This window comes from Rubrilithobacter danxiaensis, from assembly GCF_047272945.1.
GTDB lineage: Bacteria > Bacteroidota > Bacteroidia > Sphingobacteriales > Sphingobacteriaceae > Rubrolithibacter > Rubrolithibacter danxiaensis.
On sequence record NZ_JBKOPS010000016.1, the window covers coordinates 15,434 to 35,815 of the forward strand.

16 protein-coding genes are annotated in these 20,382 nt (G+C 38.8%); 7 read left to right on the top strand and 9 right to left on the bottom strand.

Features of this window, described 5'->3' with window-relative positions; genetic code table 11:
- The first annotated feature begins 24 nt into the window (after window positions 1–24).
- On the top strand, window positions 25–966 hold the full coding sequence (locus ACLCDL_RS16440) for a Smr/MutS family protein (RefSeq protein WP_423149499.1): 942 nt from the start codon (window positions 25–27) through the stop codon (window positions 964–966).
- Here ACLCDL_RS16440 and ACLCDL_RS16445 read toward each other — a convergent pair whose 3' ends face one another.
- On the bottom strand, window positions 967–1,290 hold the full coding sequence (locus tag ACLCDL_RS16445) for an MmcQ/YjbR family DNA-binding protein (RefSeq protein WP_423149500.1): 324 nt from the start codon (window positions 1,288–1,290) through the stop codon (window positions 967–969).
- Window positions 1,291–1,801: 511 nt separating this feature from the next.
- Between ACLCDL_RS16445 and ACLCDL_RS16450 the strand changes: the two genes are divergently transcribed.
- Both ACLCDL_RS16450 and ACLCDL_RS16455 read left to right on the top strand, forming a co-directional pair.
- Entirely contained in the window at window positions 1,802–5,200 is a 3,399-nt protein-coding gene (locus ACLCDL_RS16450) for a ThuA domain-containing protein (RefSeq protein ID WP_423149501.1), read from the top strand.
- Between the two features lie 131 nt (window positions 5,201–5,331).
- Complete coding sequence (locus tag ACLCDL_RS16455; RefSeq protein WP_423149502.1) at window positions 5,332–5,535, top strand: helix-turn-helix transcriptional regulator; 204 nt, start codon at window positions 5,332–5,334, stop codon at window positions 5,533–5,535.
- A gap of 72 nt (window positions 5,536–5,607) precedes the next feature.
- Here the strand turns inward: ACLCDL_RS16455 and ACLCDL_RS16460 are convergent, their stop codons facing one another.
- The gene (locus tag ACLCDL_RS16460; protein ID WP_479725328.1) at window positions 5,608–6,048 is read right to left on the bottom strand and encodes an OsmC family protein; all 441 of its coding nucleotides are present in this window, start codon (window positions 6,046–6,048) and stop codon (window positions 5,608–5,610) included.
- Between the two features lie 98 nt (window positions 6,049–6,146).
- Window positions 6,147–7,322, bottom strand: a complete 1,176-nt coding sequence (ald, locus tag ACLCDL_RS16465; protein ID WP_423149503.1) for an alanine dehydrogenase — start codon at window positions 7,320–7,322, stop codon at window positions 6,147–6,149.
- 150 nt (window positions 7,323–7,472) lie between these two features.
- Between ald and ACLCDL_RS16470 the strand changes: the two genes are divergently transcribed.
- Both ACLCDL_RS16470 and ACLCDL_RS16475 read left to right on the top strand, forming a co-directional pair.
- Complete coding sequence (locus ACLCDL_RS16470; RefSeq protein WP_423149504.1) at window positions 7,473–8,018, top strand: 5' nucleotidase, NT5C type; 546 nt, start codon at window positions 7,473–7,475, stop codon at window positions 8,016–8,018.
- A 49-nt stretch (window positions 8,019–8,067) separates the two neighbouring features.
- Window positions 8,068–8,850: a Rieske (2Fe-2S) protein gene (locus ACLCDL_RS16475; RefSeq protein WP_423149505.1), complete on the top strand. Its 783-nt coding sequence runs from the start codon at window positions 8,068–8,070 to the stop codon at window positions 8,848–8,850.
- A gap of 9 nt (window positions 8,851–8,859) precedes the next feature.
- On the opposite strand, the gene treY is transcribed toward ACLCDL_RS16475, so the two are convergent.
- From treY to ACLCDL_RS16500, 5 genes are all read right to left on the bottom strand, one after another.
- Window positions 8,860–13,071 carry a malto-oligosyltrehalose synthase gene (gene treY / locus ACLCDL_RS16480; protein ID WP_423149506.1) on the bottom strand — a complete coding sequence of 1,404 codons (4,212 nt, stop codon included), beginning with the start codon at window positions 13,069–13,071 and terminating at the stop codon, window positions 8,860–8,862.
- Window positions 13,068–14,903, bottom strand: a complete 1,836-nt coding sequence (treZ, locus tag ACLCDL_RS16485; protein WP_423149507.1) for a malto-oligosyltrehalose trehalohydrolase — start codon at window positions 14,901–14,903, stop codon at window positions 13,068–13,070. Before treZ ends, treY begins: the two co-directional genes overlap by 4 nt.
- A gap of 6 nt (window positions 14,904–14,909) precedes the next feature.
- Complete coding sequence (gene glgX / locus ACLCDL_RS16490; protein ID WP_423149508.1) at window positions 14,910–17,036, bottom strand: glycogen debranching protein GlgX; 2,127 nt, start codon at window positions 17,034–17,036, stop codon at window positions 14,910–14,912.
- Between the two features lie 114 nt (window positions 17,037–17,150).
- Window positions 17,151–17,936: a PhzF family phenazine biosynthesis protein gene (locus tag ACLCDL_RS16495; protein ID WP_423149509.1), complete on the bottom strand. Its 786-nt coding sequence runs from the start codon at window positions 17,934–17,936 to the stop codon at window positions 17,151–17,153.
- 27 nt (window positions 17,937–17,963) lie between these two features.
- A complete protein-coding gene (locus ACLCDL_RS16500; RefSeq protein WP_423149510.1) occupies window positions 17,964–18,854 on the bottom strand; it encodes a glycoside hydrolase family 16 protein in 891 nt (296 codons plus the stop codon).
- A 124-nt stretch (window positions 18,855–18,978) separates the two neighbouring features.
- Between ACLCDL_RS16500 and ACLCDL_RS16505 the strand changes: the two genes are divergently transcribed.
- Together ACLCDL_RS16505 and ACLCDL_RS16510 are read left to right on the top strand one after the other, a co-directional pair.
- Complete coding sequence (locus ACLCDL_RS16505) at window positions 18,979–19,680, top strand: DUF3784 domain-containing protein (protein ID WP_423149511.1); 702 nt, start codon at window positions 18,979–18,981, stop codon at window positions 19,678–19,680.
- Between the two features lie 60 nt (window positions 19,681–19,740).
- The gene (locus ACLCDL_RS16510) at window positions 19,741–19,911 is read left to right on the top strand and encodes a hypothetical protein (RefSeq protein WP_423149512.1); all 171 of its coding nucleotides are present in this window, start codon (window positions 19,741–19,743) and stop codon (window positions 19,909–19,911) included.
- Between the two features lie 237 nt (window positions 19,912–20,148).
- On the opposite strand, the gene ACLCDL_RS16515 is transcribed toward ACLCDL_RS16510, so the two are convergent.
- Window positions 20,149–20,343 (bottom strand): hypothetical protein, encoded by a 195-nt coding sequence (locus ACLCDL_RS16515; protein WP_423149513.1) that lies wholly within the window; start codon window positions 20,341–20,343, stop codon window positions 20,149–20,151.
- Window positions 20,344–20,382 lie beyond the last annotated feature (39 nt).

Here is a 20,382-nt window from a genome sequence, read left to right on the forward strand (position 1 = left end):
TGATTCTTTCAATTTTTTTAAAATATGAAATTTAAGCTGGGAGATTTTGTACGTTTTGTTGATGAACGCCGGGAAGGATATGTAACAAAAATTTTCGATGAACAAACGATTGGTGTAACCGGAGAGGATGATTTTGAAATACCTGTTTTAGCTTCAAAGGTTACTTTTATTCAGGGCAGAAAACTTTCGGATACGGAAGAAAATAAAACAGAAGAAGCAATACCCGCAGAAGAATTTCAAACAAAGGGAATTTTTTTGGCTCTTATTACCGATCAGCGTATCGGCTCTGTTGTTCACTTTCACGTAGTAAACGAAACATCTTTTCAGTTGTTGTTGAGTTTTACCAGCGAAAAACCGAATCAGTATAAGGGAGAATTTGCAGGTATAATAGCCCCTCAATCATCTGCAAACGTATTTTCTGCTAATTTAAACGAACTTGGCAACTGGCCTAAGTTTTATATAAAAGCGCTTTATTTTAGCAGACAGAACCAGAAACCACCCGAACCACTGTTATGGGAAGAGAAATTTAAAGCGAAAGATTTTGCGGGTGCAAAAAAACAAGTAGCCTTATTAAACCAGCAAGGATGGAGCTTTAAATTAGATAAAGAAGATCTGGTAATTGATGCGGAGAAATTAAAAGAAAGCTTTTATAAACCTGCGGAAAAAAAAAAGGAAATTGAAAAACCTGCCAGGGAGATAGATTTACATATTGAAAAGCTTCGTGACGATTATCAGTTTCTCAGTAAAACAGAAATTTTAAATACGCAGCTTGACAAGTTTAAGAAAAGTCTGGATGCCGCTATTGTTCATAAATTACCTTCGCTCGTTTTCATTCATGGCATAGGAAACGGCACACTTAGAAACGAAATTCATAAGCTTTTAGGAAAGCACCAGCAGGTAAAAACCTTTATGGATGCAAGAAAAGAAAAGTTCGGTTACGGTGCTACGGAAGTTATATTAAAATAATCAGTTCTTCCCCCGAACCAGTTCGTAAGAGTGATCGATCATTTCTAATACCAGTGAAGAATTAATTGACCCATCAATAACAACGGTATTCCAGTGTTTTTTATTCATGTGGAATCCCGGCTTAACGGCATCGTGTTCTTCCCTAAGTTGTATCGCCCTCTCGGGATCACATTTAACATTAAATTGTAAAGGCGAACTGCTAAGTCCGGTAAGAAGGAATATTTTTCCCTTAACCTTAAATACAAGTGTGTCTTCTCCAAAAGGGAAACCTTCTTCTGCATCTTTTTTTGACAAACAATATTCACGTAATTCTTCAATATTCATACAGATCAAATTAAAGAAGAATTCTGAAAATTCATTCTAATTAAAAATACTGTGTATTAATTTTTTTGATGGGAGATATGAATACATTACCCGAATCCTTCAGTGTATGTTTTGATTTAAGAAGATGCAGGGGAATACCAGAAATGATATACTGATTCATCTTTTCACTAACCGGAACTCTTTTTATTGAATCTGCTTTCCGATCCAGAAGGATACTGTTTTTACGAAAAGCGTGTAAAATTTTCTTTTCTGGTCGTGCTGAATCAGAACGCTTCGATTCTTTTTTTGAACAGGCTTCATGAAAGACAAAAAATACTGCGAAAACGAAAAGAAAGAAGTAATAATTTTTCATAGCTTGGTATAGATAACACTTCCCATAATTACACTCCAATAAATCAGCATACTATGAAATGAAACAAGGCATGAAGTAACATGTTTTTTACTTAAAATTGCTGTTTATTCTGAACATTAAACTTTAATCTTGAACCCTCAAATATAAAACCATCATTCTATGCCATTTAACTTTTACCGGAGTATAACTTTTAAAGCAATTTGCGCCTTTTTTTGTTGTACCTTTTTTTTATTTTCCTGCAAAAAAAGATCAGGCAAACCTAAAATCCTCGTATTTAGTAAAACCGCGGGTTTTCATCATTCGTCTATTCCCAACGGAATAGCTGCAATTAAAAAATTAGGTGCAGAAAACAATTTTGAAGTAGATACTACCACTAATTCCAATTATTTTACGGAAGATTCGCTTAAAAATTACGCTGCTGTTGTTTTTTTAAACACCACCGGTGATTTATTAAACAGTTATCAGGAAGCTGATTTTGAACGTTACATCCAGGCAGGAGGCGGTTACGCAGGAATTCATGCCGCAACCGATGCAGAATATAATTGGGGATGGTATGGCCGTCTTGCAGGTGCGTATTTTGACAGTCATCCCGAACAGCAGGAAGCCGTGCTGAATGTGGTTAATTCGGATCATCCCTCAACAAAGCATTTACCTAAAACCTGGAAAAGAAAAGACGAGTGGTATAACTTTAAAAAGATCAGCAAGGATATTAATGTGCTGATAAAGATTGATGAAAGCAGTTATAAAGGCGGTAAGAATGGCAACAACCATCCCATGGCATGGTACCACGAATTTGACGGAGGCAGAGCTTTTTATACCGAACTTGGCCATACAGAAGAATCCTACGCAGACCCTTTATATTTAAAACATATTCTTGGCGGAATTCAATATGCAATTGGTGAGAATAACGAGTTAGATTACGACAAAGCAAAAACATTGCGGGTTCCGGAAGAAGACCGTTTTACCCGAACTGTTCTTAGCCAGGGCGAGTTTTATGAGCCTACCGAAATGGCTATTCTTCCTAACCTTGATATTCTTATTTCACAGCGGCATGGAGAACTGATGATGTACGATCACGATACCAAAAAGATCAAGCAGGTTGGCCTGTTGAACGTTTACTGGAAAACAAGCGTACAGGGGGTTAATGCCGAAGAAGGACTATTGGGTTTAACAGCCGACCCCAATTTCAAAGAGAACAGCTATATCTACTTATTTTACAGTCCTGCAGATACTTCCGTTAATCGTTTGTCGCGGTTTGTTTTTAAGAACGATACACTGGACATGAAGTCTGAGAAAGTAATCTTACAGTTTTACTCACAGAGAAATATTTGCTGCCATACGGGAGGATCACTTGCTTTTGGCGCCGATAATCAACTGTTCCTTTCTACTGGTGATAATACTACACCTTTTGATCAGCCAACGAAATTTTCCAACCACGGCTTTGCCCCTCTTGATGACCGGCCAGGTTACTTAAATTTTGATGCGAGGCGCTCGGCTGGAAACACCAATGATCTGAGAGGGAAAATACTTCGTATCAAAATCAATGCAGATGGAACGTATTCCATACCCAATGGTAACTTATTTGCACCCAATACTGCTAAAACCAGACCTGAAATTTATGTAATGGGCGACAGAAACCCTTATAGAATTTCAGTTGATAAACGAACAGGATTTTTGTATTGGGGAGAGGTTGGACCAGACTCTAACAATGACAGCCTTGAAACCAGGGGCCCCAAGGGTTACGACGAAGTTAACCAGGCAAAAAAAGCTGGTTACTTTGGGTGGCCGCTATTTATCGGAAATAATTACGCCTATCGCCAATACGATTATGCTACGGGCAAAAGCGGCGCACTCTTTGACCCCCAAAAGCCTGTTAACAATTCAAGAAATAATACCGGTTTAACACAGCTGCCACCAGCACAACCTGCCTTTATATGGTATCCTTACGGAGCATCGCCTGATTTCCCTCAGGTGGGAACGGGCGGGCGGACTGCAATGGCAGGCCCTGTTTATTATCCGGAAGATTATCCTGAAAAATCCCGTTATCCGGATTATTACAAGGGTAAGTTATTTATTTATGAGTGGATGCGTCGCTGGATAAAAGTAGTAACCATGACGCCTGAAGGAGATTTCGACAAGATGGAACCCTTTATGGAACACACCAGCTTTAATGCTCCTGTTGATATGGAAGTTGGGCCGGATGGTTTAATTTATGTACTGGAATATGGCAGTGGATGGTTTGCCAAAAATCCCGATGCCGGATTATCAAGAATAGATTATAATTCAGGAAACCGTCCTCCAAAAGTTTCAAACCTTACCGTTGATAATTCCAGTGGCTTGCTGCCCTTTACTTTCAAGGCAAAGGTTGAAGCAAAAGATCCGGAAAATGATGATCTGACCTATATCTGGAGGATCGGTAAAACTAAAAAAGAAACCAAAGAGCCTTCGCTTGAATACAGCATAAAACAAGCGGGCGATTATGAAGTAAGTGTTGAGGTAAAAGATGATAAAAACGCTTCTGCAACAAGCAATAAGCTTACCGTTTATGCCGGCAATGCCCAACCTGTTGTTAACATTTCTATCCAGGGAAATAAAAGCTTTTATTTTGCAGGCCAGCCTGTTATTTACGATATAAAAGTGAGTGATAAAGGCGACCAGGTGGATATGAACAATTTGTTTGTTGCTACCGACTATATTAAAGGCAGCGATCTTGCAGGTGCTTCTATGGGCCATCAGGTAGTATCTGAAGTGGCTATGGGAAAAAACATCATGATGACACTTGACTGTAAGTCGTGCCATAAAATTGATGAACCTTCTATAGGACCTTCCTTTACAAAAGTTTCTCAGCGATATAAGAATAAGCCTGATGCCAACACTTTTCTGCCTAAAAAGATCATTTCCGGTGGCAGCGGCAACTGGGGAGAAACAGCAATGCCTGCACATCCCAATCTGAAAGAAGCGGATGCACGGCAAATTGTACTATGGATCATGTCTTTGGGAAATCCGAAAGATGTAAGGAAATCATTGCCTGCAAAAGGCCAGATTCTGCCAAAAGAATCCACAGCTTCCAATCAGAATACTGTATTTTCTCTTACAGCAAATTATACAGATAAAGGAGCAGCAGGCATCCGCCCAATGTTTGCAGCAGATGCTGCTTATCTGAGAAGTAATGTAATGCGTATGAGAGATTTTACTGATGGAGACGGATTTTCTGTAGTTCAATCCGGAGGTAACCCTGCTTTGGTTTTCCCTGAAGGAGAAGGCTGGATTAAAGTTGATAAAATAGACTTTACCGGAATAAAAAATGTAAATATTTCCGGAGCGGGTGCGGGTGAAAGCAGTGAATATGCTGTTGAAATCAGGCTTGATAACAAAACAGGTGCTAAGATAGGTGAAGGTAAAATAACTTTTAACGGTTCGTCTAAAGCCTCTGCTTCCATTGCTGTTCAGCAAAAAGCAGACGGCAAGCTGCACGATGTATATTTTGTATTTAAAAAGCTTAAAGCTGCAGGAAAGAAAAATCCGTTTTTAAGTGAGATCCGTTTTATGCCTGAATAAAACAGAACAAAATATAATGTGAGGAAAGGTTAAGCATGCGCTTAACCTTTCCTTTTTTAACATATTATCCGTTTTTACAAACGTTATAGGTATGCTTATAAAGAATTAGTAAGTTTAAAGAAAAATGAATTATGGTTTTTTATAAATCGTTAGTAGCTAAATCGCTTGAAAAAAGGCAGGAATTGGAATTAACGCCCACTCAGTTGGCAAACAGAGCCGGAGTTGAAGAACAAACAATTATTGATTTTGAGAAAGGAAGCACTACCATTTCGGTAGAAAGTTTCCTGAAAATTATGGATGCGCTAAATATTGCCTTGTCTGCAAGTTCATTTTAGAATGAGTAAGCCGGATGAGGAAACAGAAAGTAAAAGAAGCTGGTTTTATAAGCCAGCTTCTTTAATAATTTATTATGCCTGATTCAGCTTTGCCTCCAATGTAATTTCTGCTGCTGAAAGTGCTTTACTTACCGGGCAGCCTTCTTTAGCAGCCTTTGCCAGTTCCTGAAATTTCTCTTCCGTTATATTTGGAACAGTTCCGGTTAACGTCAGTTTTATAGATGTAATTTCAAAACCCTCTCCTACTTGATCAATTTTCACAGCGGCTTCGGTTTGTAGTTCGGTTGGCGTGTATCCCGCTCCTACCAGTTGAAAACTTAAGGCCATAGAAAAGCAACCGGCATGAGCGGCAGCTATCAGTTCCTCGGGATTCGTTCCGGCTTTGCCATCCTCATTTTGAAAACGGGCTGCAAATGAATAAGGAGTTTGTTGTAAAACTCCGCTTGTAGAAGTTAAAGTTCCTTTTCCTTCTTTTCCTGTGCCGTTCCAGACAGCGGTTGATCTTCTAATCATATTTATAGGTTTTAGTATTGATAATGGTAAAAATACTAAAATTTAAGAACGAAGGCCTTTCAAACCTGTTATACTTTCCGATATACCATGATTATTACTTATGCAATTTCTGCCGATTCTTCCAGTAATGACAACGCATTAAGATACGGTAAACTATGAGCTTCTGCTACAGCCTGATAAGTCACAAAACCTTCAAGCGTATTAATACCTTTCAACAAAGCTTTATTATCAATGCACGCCTTCTTATATCCTTTATTCGCTATTTCTGCAGCATACGGAACCGTAACATTGGTTAAGGCAAAGGTTGAAGTACGCGGAACAGCACCCGGCATATTAGCTACAGCATAATGAACAACACCGTGTTTAATGTAAGTCGGATTATCGTGCGTGGTCACTTTGTCTGTTGTAGCAAAAATTCCACCCTGATCTATTGCAATATCTACTATTACAGAGCCTTCCTCCATTGATTGGATCATTTCTTCCGAAACCAACTTAGGCGCTTTAGCTCCGGGTATTAATACCGCTCCTATAATCAGGTCAGATTCACGAACCTGTTCTGCAATGTTATATGGATTTGAAATGAGCGTATTAATCGCGCTCCCGAAAATATCATCCAGATAACGCAGCCTGTCTGCATTCGAATCAATAATTGTTACATCTGCACCAATTCCCATTGCAATTTTCGCTGCGTTAGTTCCTGCAACACCTCCGCCTATTATAGCAACTCTTGCCCGACGCACTCCCGGCACACCTCCCAGTAATATCCCTTTTCCACCTTCAGGTTTTTCTAAAAAATGGGCACCTTTTTGTGTTGCCATCCGACCGGCCACTTCGCTCATTGGCGTTAATAACGGAAGGGATCCGTTAGCCAATTGAACAGTTTCATAAGCAATGCCAATTACTTTATTTTCAATTAATGCTTTAGTGAGTTCTCTTTCTGCGGCCAGATGAAGGTAAGTAAACAGTATAAGCCCCTCTCGAAAGTATTTATATTCTGTTTCTATCGGTTCCTTTACCTTCATTACCATTTCCATACTCCAGGCTTCTTCAGCCGAATCCACAATTATTGCTCCTGCTTTTGAGTACTCCCCATCACTAAACCCCGAACCTTTTCCGGCGCTTTTTTCTACAAATAACTGATGCCCGTAATGAACCAGGTTCGCTACTCCTGCAGGTGTTAATGCCACTCTGCTTTCATTATTTTTTATCTCTTTTGGTACTCCTATTTTCATTTTAATAAATTTAAAATACTCTATTTCTTCTACTCTTTCCATCTAAAAAAGTTCATTAAATTCAAATAAAAGTTTGCACCTGAAACCGATTAAGGAATATTACAATTATCAATGACTTATATTGAAGAATTAGGTTTAGGAAATATGGCATAACTTTTAAATATTTGCTTCATTACTATTAAACACGCAAGCATGAAGAAATCAATAGCCATTGATATGGATAACGTAATAGCAGATGTTGAAACTCATTTTATAGACTGGTATGAAAGAGAATTTGGCCTGCGTATTAAAAAAGAAGACATGCATGGTATGTCAGAAACAGAAGCGTTCCCTGATAAAGAAGCAATCTGGAGGTTTTTATTTACTCCCGGATTTTTTCGCACCGTTCCTGTGATGCCCGGAGCTCAGGAAGCAGTAAAAAAATTGATGGAAAATTTCGAAGTGTATATTGTTTCTGCCGCCATGGAATTTCCGCAGTCGCTGCCCGAAAAACACGAATGGCTTCAGGAACATTTCCCTTTCATCTCCTGGAGAAATATTATTTTTTGCGGAGACAAAAGCATCATTGCAACCGATTTCATGATTGACGACCACATGAAAAACCTTAGCTGCTGCCGGGGTAAGGGCATCATGTTTACCGCTTCTCATAATATTAAGCTGGATCACGACTGCAGGGTAAACAGCTGGCAGGAGGCTTTAGACTTTTTAGATCTTGAATTAAAAGAATCTGTAGCATAGTAGTTATAAAAACTTTTTTCATTTCAGCGGGTACTATTAAAAAACTGAAATGAAAAGCAACGCGAGTATTAAGAGTCATCCAATCCACCCTATACTGGTTGGTTTTCCTATTGCCTTTTTTATAGGAACTTTAATTTTTGACCTTCTTGGCTTTTTTAATGATAACAACCACTTTTTAGAAACAGGAAAATACCTGGAAATTGCAGGAATTATAGCTGCGCTGATTACAGCAATTCCGGGAATTATTGATTACTGTTACACTGTTCCTCCAAAAAGTTCTGCAAAGAATCGGGCAACAAAACATGGCCTCACCAATATTACAGTCGTACTGGTATTTTCAATTGCATTGTATTTCCGTTCAAATAACTATGATGTTTTGTGGTTTATAGCAACAGAATTTATTGGTACTATTCTACTCTTGTTTGCCGGCTGGATGGGTGGCACTTTGGTTTACCGTAATCAGATTGGAGTTGACCCACGATATGCTGATGCCGGAAAATGGAAAGAATTGAACATAGAAAAAACAGCAGGACCAATTGAAGTGGCAACAAGTGATGAGTTGAAAGTAAATCAGATGAAACTGCTGCGAATTGAAAATAAGAGAATAGCATTGGCAAGAACAGAAAGCGGATATGTGGCTTTTGACGATCGCTGTACACATAAAGGTGGTTCGCTGGCGGGCGGAGCAATGATCTGCGGAACAGTGCAATGTCCCTGGCATGGTTCCCATTTTGATGTCAGGTCAGGAGCGGTAAAAGCGGGGCCGGCAAAAGAAGCCATAAGTGTTTATCAGGTTAAGGAATTAGATAATAAAGTTTTCCTTTATCTGTAGCAGAGTTATTTATCCTCTATTATATAATTCTACCCATTTTCTTAACCGCTTTTCAATTTTTTTAGTCAACTGACCCGCTTTAAATCGCCAAAGCCAGTTTCCTTCAGTTAACCCCGGTGTATTCATCCTGGATTTTTCGTTTAAACCTATAACATCCTGGAGTGGCAGAATTGCTATGCGGGCAACAGAACTATAAGCAAGACGGGCAAAATCCTTATTAACGGTTTTAGAAATAACCTTTTTTCCAAAATAGTTATTTACCCTTTTTTTAACCTGCTTATCAGCATCGGTTCTATACCAGCCGCAAATGGTATTATTATCATGGGTACCGGTATATGCAACGAAATTGCTGGTATAATTGTGTGGGATATTGGAAGACTCGGCTGCATCGTTCCCGAAAGCAAATTGCAAAACTTTCATACCTGGTAAAGCAAATTTTTCTCTCAACTGATGAACTTTTTCGTTTATGTCCCCCAAGTCTTCGGCCACGAACGGCAGTTTTCCAAATTTATCTTTTACAGCCTGAAAGAATTCGTTTCCCGGCCCTTCCTGCCAGCTGCCATTTTTAGCGGTTTCTTCTCCTGCAGGAACTTCCCAATAATCAGCAAAGGCTCGAAAATGATCTAAACGCAGTAAATTGTACATCTGTAAATTCCTTTCCAACCGCTTCAACCACCAGTCATATCCCTGTTCTTTAAGTACGTCCCACCTGAATGTAGGCATTCCCCACAACTGTCCGTTCTCACTGAAATAATCTGGTGGAACTCCCGCCACACCTGTCATTTTACCATTCTCATCCAGGTTAAAGATTGATTGGTTTGCCCAAACATCGGCAGAATCATAACTGATATAAAAAGGAAGGTCGCCAAAAAGTTTAATATCGCAATCTTTACAATACGCTTTCAATTCGTCCCACTGCTTAAAAAAAATGAATTGAAGAAACTTTACTTTTTCAAGTTCTTCTTTAAAATGTTTTTCCGCCTTTTCAAGTGCAGACGTTTCCCGGTTTTTATATGTATCGGGCCATTGAAACCAGGGATTTCCCTGATGGCTATCTCTTAAGATTGTGTACAAAGCAAAATCGCTTAACCAGTCTTTTTCTTTTTCACAAAACTCATCAAAAGCGGGTTTCAGCTTATTTTCCTCAGATTTAAAACGTTGGAATGCTTTTTCAAAAAGCACCAATTTTACCTCATTTGCTACTTTATAATCTACATAATTTCCTATTGGTAAACAATGCTTTAAAACTTCTTTTTCAGTGAGCAATCCATCCTTAACCAGTTTCTCAGGGCTGATAAGTAATGTATTACCTGCCATGGCTGAAAAGGAACTATAGGGAGAATTAGCATTAGAAGTTGTTGTGGGATTGAGAGGAAGCAACTGCCAATAAGTTTGTTTGCTCCTGCTTAAAAAACGAGCAAATTCCTTCGCCTGCGGGCCGAGATCGCCAATGCCAAAAGATGAAGGAAGAGAAGTTATGGACAGTAGAATACCGGCTTCCCTCGTTTTATTTTTTTTTTGCAATTTCAAAATACCAAAAGGAAGGTTTTTAAATATTTCCTTAACTGGTATTTCAGTATCTTTTTGTCCTTTTGTTCCGTCAAGTATGTTCTCCCATTCTAATGAAATGGATTCTGGTAGAATTATTCGTGTATTCTTCCAGGTAAGTCCTAGAACGTCCTTTTCCTGTTTCTGGCATAGCCCGGCAAGATAAAGCGGCACCACAATGACATAAAACCGGTCTCCTGACTGGCGGAGAAATGCAAGAACGTTTTTCTTTAATTTTCCTTTTATTTTAAGAGGAATATAACTTCCATCTGAAAATAAAGTAGGATTTTCTTTGCGGAGATTGTATAGTATTTGGGTTAACCAAAGTTTTATCTTACCACTGGATCGGTCTTGCCACAGATCTTGTAGGAAATTTTCGCTGCCACCGTGCTGCAATTCTTTAAGCCATACTTCCCTGACCTGGTAATCTACAGGACGACGGTTATCAGGATCTACAAGGCTCAGGTCCCAGAGTTCTGTACCCTGATAAACATCGGGAATACCGGGACATGTAAATTTTAATATCAACTGAGACAAGGAGTTGCTTATTCCAAAATCCGCAATACTCGAATAAAACTGGTTAAAGCTTTTCCAGAAGGGCTTTCGCTGGTCAAATAATTGTTCAATAAAATTTTTCACTGCCTCTTCGTACTCCAGGTCCGGTTCCGACCAGTTTGATCGTACTTTGCCTTCCCTCAGTGCTTTTTCTAAATATTCCTTTAGACGCTGTTTAAAAGTCTCCTGGTCTTGCCCTTGCATGGGAAAAGCACCAAGCATCGTCTGATAAATAAAATATTCGTCATTCCAATCGGGGGCATTATTCTTTTTTAATGCTGCATTTAACTGCTGCCATTCTTTTGCCTGCTTGATCCATTTTTCAGGAAGTTCAGTAAGAACATTTAAGCGGGCACGTACATCTTCTCCCCTTTTGGTGTCATGTGTAGATGTAGAATTAATTGAAAAAAGCCATTTTTTTTGCCTTTCAATCATTGAGTTATGAAAATTTTCAACAGAAATCCCAAAAGCTTCCGGAGAGTCGCCAACTTCATTATGTCCAATAAAGCGATTATAAGTATACATTAGTGTATCTTCAATGCCTTTTGCCATTAAAGGGCCTGTAAACTGCATGCAACGCTGGTAGAACGCAAGAGCCCTCTTATTAAAGTCGGTATCACCAAGTCGGGTTTTTTTAATCAGCACCTCCTCTAAAACAGCAATAGCCTGATCTAATTCAGGTTGTAATTTGTTTATTTGAGCGAATATCTTTTCAATCGCCGTTGCCTCCTCTTCCTTCAAAGGAAAGCTGTTACCATAATACCGATACACCGGACAATGGATCAGGAATTGTGCAATAGCATCTTTTAAAACAGGTTGAATCTTCTTTAACTCCTCTTCTTTAACCAGATCAGACTGAACGAAGAACCGTACCAGATTTTCAAGCTCTCCACCCATGTATTGAAACAGAATGGATGTTTTTTTATCTCTTATCTGCTTCTGAATCTCGGTCGAATTATCTGTAATCTTTTTATAAAACTTTGTAAATAACTTATTCGCAGATTTTTTTGTGAACAAATTATTTACAAGCGATAAAAAATCATAACCAGTATTTCCCTCAACAGTCCAGCTATCAGGCAAACTTTCTTTAGGTTCGAGTATCTTTTCAACCGCAACATATTTATCGTCTCCAACCAAAGCTTTCAACTCCGTCAAATACTTTTCGGGATCAAAAAGTCCGTCAATATGATCAATTCTCAAACCGTTTATAATCCCTTCGTCAACAAGGCTTTTAATTAGCTTATGATACTCGTCAAAAACATTCTTATCCTGAATATTAATGCAAATCAATCCGTTTACTGTAAAAAACCTCCGGTAATTAATTTTCTTATCAGTTTCTGACCAGCGGCATAAATGATAATATTGTCCATCTGCCAATTCTTTTAAAAATGCCTGATCCTCATTTATTAATTCAACGCAGCTTTGGATATAACTCTTGGTAAGTTCAATTTTATATAAAGAGGTTAGTTCAAGTAAAATTTCGTGCCACCGCTCGGAATAAGCTTTAGCATCTTCAATTTTTATAAGTAATTGAATTTGTTCCAGAAGCTGTTGAATAGCTTTGGGAATTTTATCTCCTTGTTGCAGAATAGCAGCATAAGAACGCGGGTTTAAGGGATACGTACTATCATAATAACTAAAAACAAACCTATCTTCATGATATTCTACCTTAAGCTCATTATTAGTTATTACCTCTTCTAAAGAGCTTCCTAAAAAAGGAACCATAATACGGCCCTGGTAAAGATTGCTTGTAATTGACGTATCGAAGAAAGTTGCGTAAACTGATTGAGGGCCTTTTTCCAGTACATCCATTAGCCAGGTGTTTTTTGGATGAAAAGCCATATGGTTGGGAACAATATCCTGCAACCAGTTTATATGTTGTTCCTTTAAAGCTGAATTTAAAGCACGTAACTCTTCCATCGATCCAATTTCAGGATTGATACGATGGGGATTTACTCCGTCATATCCATGTGTACTTCCGGGTACAGCTTCAAAAACCGGGGAAGCATAAACTGTGCTTACACCTAAAAGCCGGAGGTAGGAAATAATCTTTTCAAAATTTGCAAAGGTGAATTCTTTATGAAACTGTATCCGGTAAGTGGCTATTGGATTAATCATACTGATTGATACATTATAATTGATTCAGGATGAACACGAATAACAGAATCACTACTCGCTGAATCAGGGGAAGCTTCCGGCCCTCTCCAACATGGTTCTGCCGAATCCAGTAATTTGTTCCATTGAAAAGCAAAATCAGGAAGCCGGATTTCCTGTTGAATATTTGAAAAATTCATTAAACAAATTACATGCTCCTGTTCAAACCAGCGATGCAGTATAAGCGTATTCTGTTCCTCATTAAATTTTACATCCAGTTTATCTCTATCTAAATGAGATAATGGAGCTATTTGTTTACGCAAACTGATTAAGTATTTATAATAATCAAAAAGCGATTTGTGAGGCTCCTGATTAAGTAAATGCCATTGAAGTTTAGATTCAAGAAAAGTTTTCTCATCTGTAGGATCGGGAGCTTCGCCCTGAGCATGAAAAGCCTTAAACTCTGCTTTTCTTCCTTCCCGAACAGCTTCGGCAAGATCAGGATCGGAATGATCAACAAAATACAGGAAAGGATGAGGTTCACTCCACTCCTCGCCCATAAACAACATGGGTAAATAAGGACTGCAAATTACAGCTGCAGCAAGCAGTTTCTGCATTTCATAACTCACCAGCTGACTTGTACGCTCGCCGAGCATCCGGTTTCCAACCTGGTCATGATTCTGTGAAAAAACTACGAATTGCTTTCCGGGATTTTGCGATGCAGGAATTCCGAATTTTTTATTGCGGTGAGGTGAATATTGCCCATCATACACATATGCGTCTTTATATGCTTTTGCCAACTGTTTAATTCCGTTAAAATCAGAATAGTAGCCCGACCTGTCTCCACCTGCAGTAACTCTAAGTGCATGATGAAATTCATCAATCCACTGCGCATCCATTCCATACCCATGTTCCTCGAGTGGATTTATAAAACGAGGATCATTCAGATCCAGTTCTGTTATCAGATAATGTTTTGTTCCGGAAAACTGCATAAGCCGGTTAACACTTTCTTTTATTTCCCGCAGAATATGAACCGGACTGAAGTCTTTAATAGCATGAACAGCATCAAGGCGTAAGGCATCAATATGAAAATCCCGAAACCACATCAAGGCATTTTCAATAAAATATTCTCTTACTCCATCACACCAGGCATCATCAAAGTTCAATGCATTTCCCCATGGAGTATGGTACTTATCTGTGAAATAAGGCCCAAATTCTCCTAAATAATTACCTTCGGGACCCAAATGATTATAAACCACATCCAGTATGACGGCTATTCCTTTGGCATGGCAGGTATTTACCAACTGCTGTAAACCCTGAGCTCCGCCGTACGAATTTTGAATAGCGAAAGGAAAAACCCCGTCGTAACCCCAGTTTCTGCTGCCGGAAAACTGAGCTACAGGCATGATTTCGATGGCTGTTATACCTAAATCTTTTAAATAATCCAGCTGTTCTTCAATTCCGGCAAAAGTTCCGTTTTCTGTAAATGTGCCAGTATGGAGTTCATAAATAATATATTCTTCAAGTGCATAATTCTGCCATTGCTGATCGGTCCATTTAAATGCGGTTAAGTCAAACACTTCTGAATAACCGTGTACTCCATCAGGCTGACTCACTGTAGCAGGGTCTGGCAATGCCTTTCCATCAACGGTGATTTTGTACCGGTCTCCCGGCTCTAACCCCGAGTCGGCCAGTAACCAATACCCATAATCTGTTTTATTAAATGGCCGAGACTCTTTTTTCTGAAAAACAGTTAGTTCAACCTTTTCTGCCACAGGAGCCCACACTTTCGCCACAGCACTTCCATCAATAAAATTTACACCTACCGTTCTTCTCTTTACGTCCAGTAAATCCATTGCTGTTTAATGAAGTGGCTGTTTAAACACTGCAATTGAACGGCTTTCTACCTTAACCGAATCCTGAGGTTTCAACTCATCCCCCTGTTCAGTTACCATATTTTCGCTGGTGTCCAGCACTTTCAGCCATTTACTTCCGTATTTTTCTCCTGGCAAACTGAAGTTTAGCGGTTCGTGATGAGCATTAAATATTACATAAAAACTATCGTCGAGTATAAGTTCACCCTTTGGCCCTAAATGCTTTATTCCTCTTCCGTTAAGATAAACTCCTAAAGATTTTGCAAAATGCTGATTCCAGTTTTCCTCGCTCATTTCAGAACCATTTGGCAGGAACCAGACAATGTCTTCTACGCCTATTCCTTTTATAGGCTGGCCCTGAAACCATCTTCTTCTTCTGAAAACAGGATGCAGTTTGCGCAGGAAGATAAGTTTTTGCGTAAATTCAAGAAGCTCTTTATCGGCCTGCTGCCAGTTGAGCCAGGAAATTTCATTATCCTGGCAGTAAGCATTGTTATTACCTTTTTGAGTACGGCCAATCTCATCGCCGCACAGCATCATTGGAACACCCTGAGAGAGGAACAAGGTAGTTAAAAAATTACGCTGCTGTTTTTTACGCAATTCCTGTACTACAATGTCGTCCGTTTCTCCTTCGGCACCGCAATTCCAGGAACGGTTGTGGCTTTCACCATCCTTGTTTCCTTCTCCATTGGCTTCATTGTGCTTCTCATTGTACGACACAAGATCTTTTAATGTAAAGCCATCGTGTGCCGTTACAAAATTTATACTTGCTGTTGGCAAACGGTAATCGTTTTTATACAGATCCGAACTTCCGGTAAAACGTTCGGCAAATTCTCCAAGAATACTGTCTTCACCACGCCAGTAATCACGAATGCTGTCTCTGTATTTTCCGTTCCACTCTGCCCATCCCTGTGGAAATTTTCCTACCTGGTAACCGCCTTCACCAATATCCCATGGTTCGGCAATCAGTTTAACCTGCGAAATAACCGGATCCTGATGAATGATATCAAAGAAAGAACCCAAACGGTCTACTTCATGAAGTTCCCGGGCCAGAGTAGCAGCCAGATCAAAACGGAAACCATCCACATGCATCTCTAAAATCCAGTATCTAAGGCTGTCCATTATCAACCGCAGTACGCTGGGCATTTGTGCATTTAATGTATTACCCGTGCCTGTATAATCCATATAATAGCGTTTATCTTCTGTTAAACGATAATAAGACGCGTTATCAATTCCTTTAAAAGAGAGTGTTGGGCCCAGGTGGTTTCCTTCTCCCGTATGGTTATAAACCACATCCAGAATTACTTCTATCCCGGCTTTATGCAGTTCTTTAACCATGTTCTTAAATTCAACAACTTGTTCGCCAAGAACACTGCCGCTTGAATAACGCACATCGGGTGCAAAAAATCCAATGGTATTGTATCCCCAGTAATTGCTCAAATCCTTTTCCTGAAGATACCTGTCGAGAATAAAATGATGCACAGGCATTAATTCAACAGCGGTAATTCCCAGATCTTTTAAATAATTGATAGTTACCGGATGTGCAAGAGCCGCGTAAGTACCTCGTATTTTTTCGGGAATATCCGGATGAAGATTGGTAAACCCTTTTACATGCGTTTCATAAATAATGGTTTTATGGTAAGGAATCTGCAAGGGTTTATCATTCTCCCAATCAAAGCCAGGATCAATTACTACTGATTTAGGAATAAAAGGAGCGCTGTCTGTATTGCTGAAACTTAGATCACCATCCGGATGATTCAGTTCGTAACCAAACAGCGAATCGTGCCAGTTAATGGTTCCCGCAATTGCTTTTGCATAAGGGTCAATTAATAGTTTATTAGGATTGAAACGGTGGCCGTTTTCAGGTTCATAAGGTCCGTAAACCCGGTATCCATACAGCTGTCCGGGATTGATGCCCGGAACATACACATGCCAAACGTGGTGTGAAACTTCTTTTATTCTGATTTTAACTGACTCAACGTCATCTTCAGTAGAATTAAATAAACATAGATCTACCCCTGTTGCATTTTCTGCAAAAAGTGCAAAATTAACTCCTTCCCCATCCCATGTTGCTCCCAAGGGATACGGTTTTCCCGGATAAACAATTGTATTCATATGGCTTGTAAAGCGTCAAGCCTGTGAAAATGTTTTTTATAAAAATTTAAAATTTTATTAAGATACCCGGTTACACTTCAAATAAAGATTTTGTCATTCAGGTTTACAAGAAGCTTACAGTACAAATAATCCTTTTATAACAGTAACTGCTTTTCCGGCCATTAATACCCGGTCGCCATCGAGCTGAACGTTTAGCTCTCCTCCACGTGATGATGCCTGGTAGGCAAACATTTCTGTTTTATTCAGCTTTTCTGCCCAATATGGAACAAGTCCGCAATGCGAAGAACCCGTAACAGGATCTTCATCAACGCCATGAGCACCAGCAAAAGAACGTGAATAAAAATCGTATCTATCGTCGCCTTTGCTTGTAACTACAACCATTTCATTTCTTCTCAGCGCATCAAAATCCGGTGTTAATCCCGATAATTCCTGTGTAGATGAAAGCTCTGCTATAAAACGATCTTTTGCATACACTACATGTACAGGTTTTGCGTTTAACGCCTTATCAATCCAGGCAGGATATTCTACCGGGGTTATTGATGATGCCGGAAAGTTCAGCTGAATCCACTCATTACGCTTTGTTGCGGTTAATATCCCGCTTCGTGTGTAAAAATTAGCAGTTTCGCTTTCAGATAAAATTCCTTCCTGCCAAAGTATATGGGCACTGGCTAAAGTTGCATGACCACATAAATTAACCTCAACTGTTGGTGTAAACCAGCGCAAATTAAAACCATCTTCTCTTTTACTAACGAAAGCTGTTTCTGCAAGATTATTCTCAAAGGCAATTTGCTGCATCGTCTTTTCATCAAGTTCTTCATCCAGAATACAAATTGCTGCCGGATTTCCTTTAAACGGTGTATTGGTAAAGGCATCAGCCTGAAAAAAATTCAACTGTTTCATAAATAGATACTTGGTTTTTAATGTCTGCTAATCAGCTTGAGTTACTTTAACCCAATCTACCAGTACTTTTGCTTTTCCGCTTTTAATTAATTCAAGTGTAGATTCCGGAATTCCGTTATAAGGAGTTTTTATGCCATTCGTTTTGTAGGGATATGCTCCGCCAAGTGCCAGATTTACAATGATGTACTTTGGATTATCAAATGCCCACTTGCCATAATTTTCTACCATCGGACGGGTAACCCTGTAAAAAAGTTCGCCATCTACTTTAAAGAGCAGGGCATCTTTAGTCCAGTCTACAGAATAAACGTGCCATTGTGTTACATCCTTACCGGGTTTAAAAAATACTTTATTAACTAAGGGAGTTTCGCCAAAATAGCCAGGGCCATGTAAAGCAGCTCCAGCCCAATCTGCCTCACCTACATTTTCCATTATATCAATTTCTCCTGTCTCAGGCCAATTTCCTCCACCTAAAAGCCAGAAAGCAGGCCAGAAACCAGACCCGGCAGGAAGTTTCATCCGTGCAGCAGCTGTACCATAGGTAAACTCAACCTTATTCCTGGTATTAATTCTTCCGGAAATAAAATCAAACTTCTGCCCGTCGAAAGTTTTAAAACCCGGTGTATATTTCGGCTCAATCACTAATGCTCCATTTTTTGCTCCCGCAGCTTCTGCACCCTTAACAAAGTAGATGGTAGCCAAAGAATCCACATAAGCCTGTTGCTCATTATTTACATGGAATCCGGTAACAATCACGTTCCATTTAGAGCGATCTAAGCTATTTCCGGAAAAGTCATCGAAAAAAACTACTTTTTCGCCAGAAGATTTTTCATTTTTACTACCAGAGTTTTGTGCTCTTGAAACTACAGTGAAAAAAGAAGCACTTAATGTTAACGAATATATAATCAGTTTTTTACGCATATTTCATTATTTTGAAGCTAAAATAGTTTTTAAAACAGATATTCAATTATAAGATAAATAAATATACTTCGGGTTTGATCTTTATTTGAAAAAATCTATGCTATAAATTACGCTAATTCTTTCATTGATCTTTCTGTTAGCAGGGTTTTTAGTTAATAAAGAAAATGCAAAATATATCCTTTCGGGCTACAATACAATGAGTGAGGAAGAAAGAAGAAAGTATAACCTGGAGGCATTTCTCATATTCTATAGGCATTTTCATCTTTTTCTTTCAGTATCTCTTTTAGTAACCGGATTGCTGCTGGATCTCTTTTATAAAAATGCAGGTGGCATATTTATTGTCCTCTATCCCCTTCTATGCTATTGTTATTTTATATGGAGAGCGCAAGCTTATAATCTCAACAAAAGTAAAGTAAAAAGGCATTTAACTAATGGCGTGATTTTTCTCCTTCTGTTTGCTATTTTTTCTTTAGCCGCACTTTTTTGTTACAGCATGTCTCAAAATACCGTGCTAATTAAAGGGAATGTTATTGAAATAACAGGAATGTATGGAGAAAGCCTGCAAAGCAACAGAATAAGATCAGTAGAAATAGTACATCAATTACCCGGAATAAATTTTAAAACAAATGGGTTTGCACTTGGAGATTATAAAAAAGGAAATTTCAGAACTCAAACAGGAAAAGTAGTAACATTACTGGTCGATGAAACCGCTAAGCCATATTTAAAAATAGTAACGGATAAAAAAGAAATCTTTCTGAGTTCTTCAAAAATAAATGCGGCTGACCTATATCATAAATTAAATAAGAGTATTCCTAAGTATAGGTAATGCTATTAAAATTCTCTCAAACTTAATCTAAATACGCTTGTTCAGAATAAAAACGGTAAAATGGCTTTTAAATTCAGCGATAGGGTAATAACAAACGACGGCAAAACTGGCATTGTGCAGGAAGACCAGGAAGAAGGATCAAAAGATGTTAAGATTCTAATAGAAGGCGATGATTTTGCCCACATATATAAAGAAGACGACCTTAAAAAAGATCCTCACCAGGTGGATTAATTAAAAATTAAAATATAAGCCTCCGAAACAGACAACTACTTAGGGCTTTAATTTAAAGCCCCGCGGTTAACAGCTTCCAGCAACATAAAATACGCATATAGAAGAAATGCCGCGAGCAATATCGCGAAAGAATAAAAAATAACTTTTTGTGTCATAAACAGATGTTTGATAGATTCTACCTAAACATCTGCAATAGAAAAAAGTTTTCTTCCTGTTTAAAAAAATAAAATTACCGATCTACTGATTTCCGTTTGCGGAAGAATCTGTGACTGTAGAGCCGGTATCAACCATACTTCCGCTGGTATCAGTTCCTGCACCTATTGAAGTTGAATCACCGGTATCGCCAGTAGAAGTATTTTGCGAATTTGAACTGCAACCCGCTAGTACAAAAGAAAAAGCCAGGGCAGCAAAAACAGGTTTTAAATTTTTCATATGTGTGTTTTTTATAAGAAATTCATAAATGAAGAAAAG

Bases quoted from the DNA above. Each gene is read 5' to 3' on its own strand.
- ACLCDL_RS16470 (WP_423149504.1), top strand. From the start codon at position 7,473: ATGAAGAAATCAATAGCCATTGATATGGATAACGTAATAGCAGATGTT.
- ACLCDL_RS16510 (WP_423149512.1), top strand. From the start codon at position 19,741: ATGGCTTTTAAATTCAGCGATAGGGTAATAACAAACGACGGCAAAACT.
- ACLCDL_RS16455 (WP_423149502.1), top strand. From the start codon at position 5,332: ATGGTTTTTTATAAATCGTTAGTAGCTAAATCGCTTGAAAAAAGGCAG.
- ald (WP_423149503.1), bottom strand. From the start codon at position 7,322: ATGGAAAGAGTAGAAGAAATAGAGTATTTTAAATTTATTAAAATGAAA.
- ACLCDL_RS16475 (WP_423149505.1), top strand. From the start codon at position 8,068: ATGAAAAGCAACGCGAGTATTAAGAGTCATCCAATCCACCCTATACTG.
- ACLCDL_RS16500 (WP_423149510.1), bottom strand. From the start codon at position 18,854: ATGCGTAAAAAACTGATTATATATTCGTTAACATTAAGTGCTTCTTTT.
- ACLCDL_RS16445 (WP_423149500.1), bottom strand. From the start codon at position 1,290: ATGAATATTGAAGAATTACGTGAATATTGTTTGTCAAAAAAAGATGCA.
- glgX (WP_423149508.1), bottom strand. From the start codon at position 17,036: ATGAATACAATTGTTTATCCGGGAAAACCGTATCCCTTGGGAGCAACA.
- ACLCDL_RS16450 (WP_423149501.1), top strand. From the start codon at position 1,802: ATGCCATTTAACTTTTACCGGAGTATAACTTTTAAAGCAATTTGCGCC.
- ACLCDL_RS16495 (WP_423149509.1), bottom strand. From the start codon at position 17,936: ATGAAACAGTTGAATTTTTTTCAGGCTGATGCCTTTACCAATACACCG.
- ACLCDL_RS16440 (WP_423149499.1), top strand. From the start codon at position 25: ATGAAATTTAAGCTGGGAGATTTTGTACGTTTTGTTGATGAACGCCGG.
- ACLCDL_RS16515 (WP_423149513.1), bottom strand. From the start codon at position 20,343: ATGAAAAATTTAAAACCTGTTTTTGCTGCCCTGGCTTTTTCTTTTGTA.
- treZ (WP_423149507.1), bottom strand. From the start codon at position 14,903: ATGGATTTACTGGACGTAAAGAGAAGAACGGTAGGTGTAAATTTTATT.
- ACLCDL_RS16460 (WP_479725328.1), bottom strand. From the start codon at position 6,048: ATGATTAGAAGATCAACCGCTGTCTGGAACGGCACAGGAAAAGAAGGA.
- treY (WP_423149506.1), bottom strand. From the start codon at position 13,071: ATGATTAATCCAATAGCCACTTACCGGATACAGTTTCATAAAGAATTC.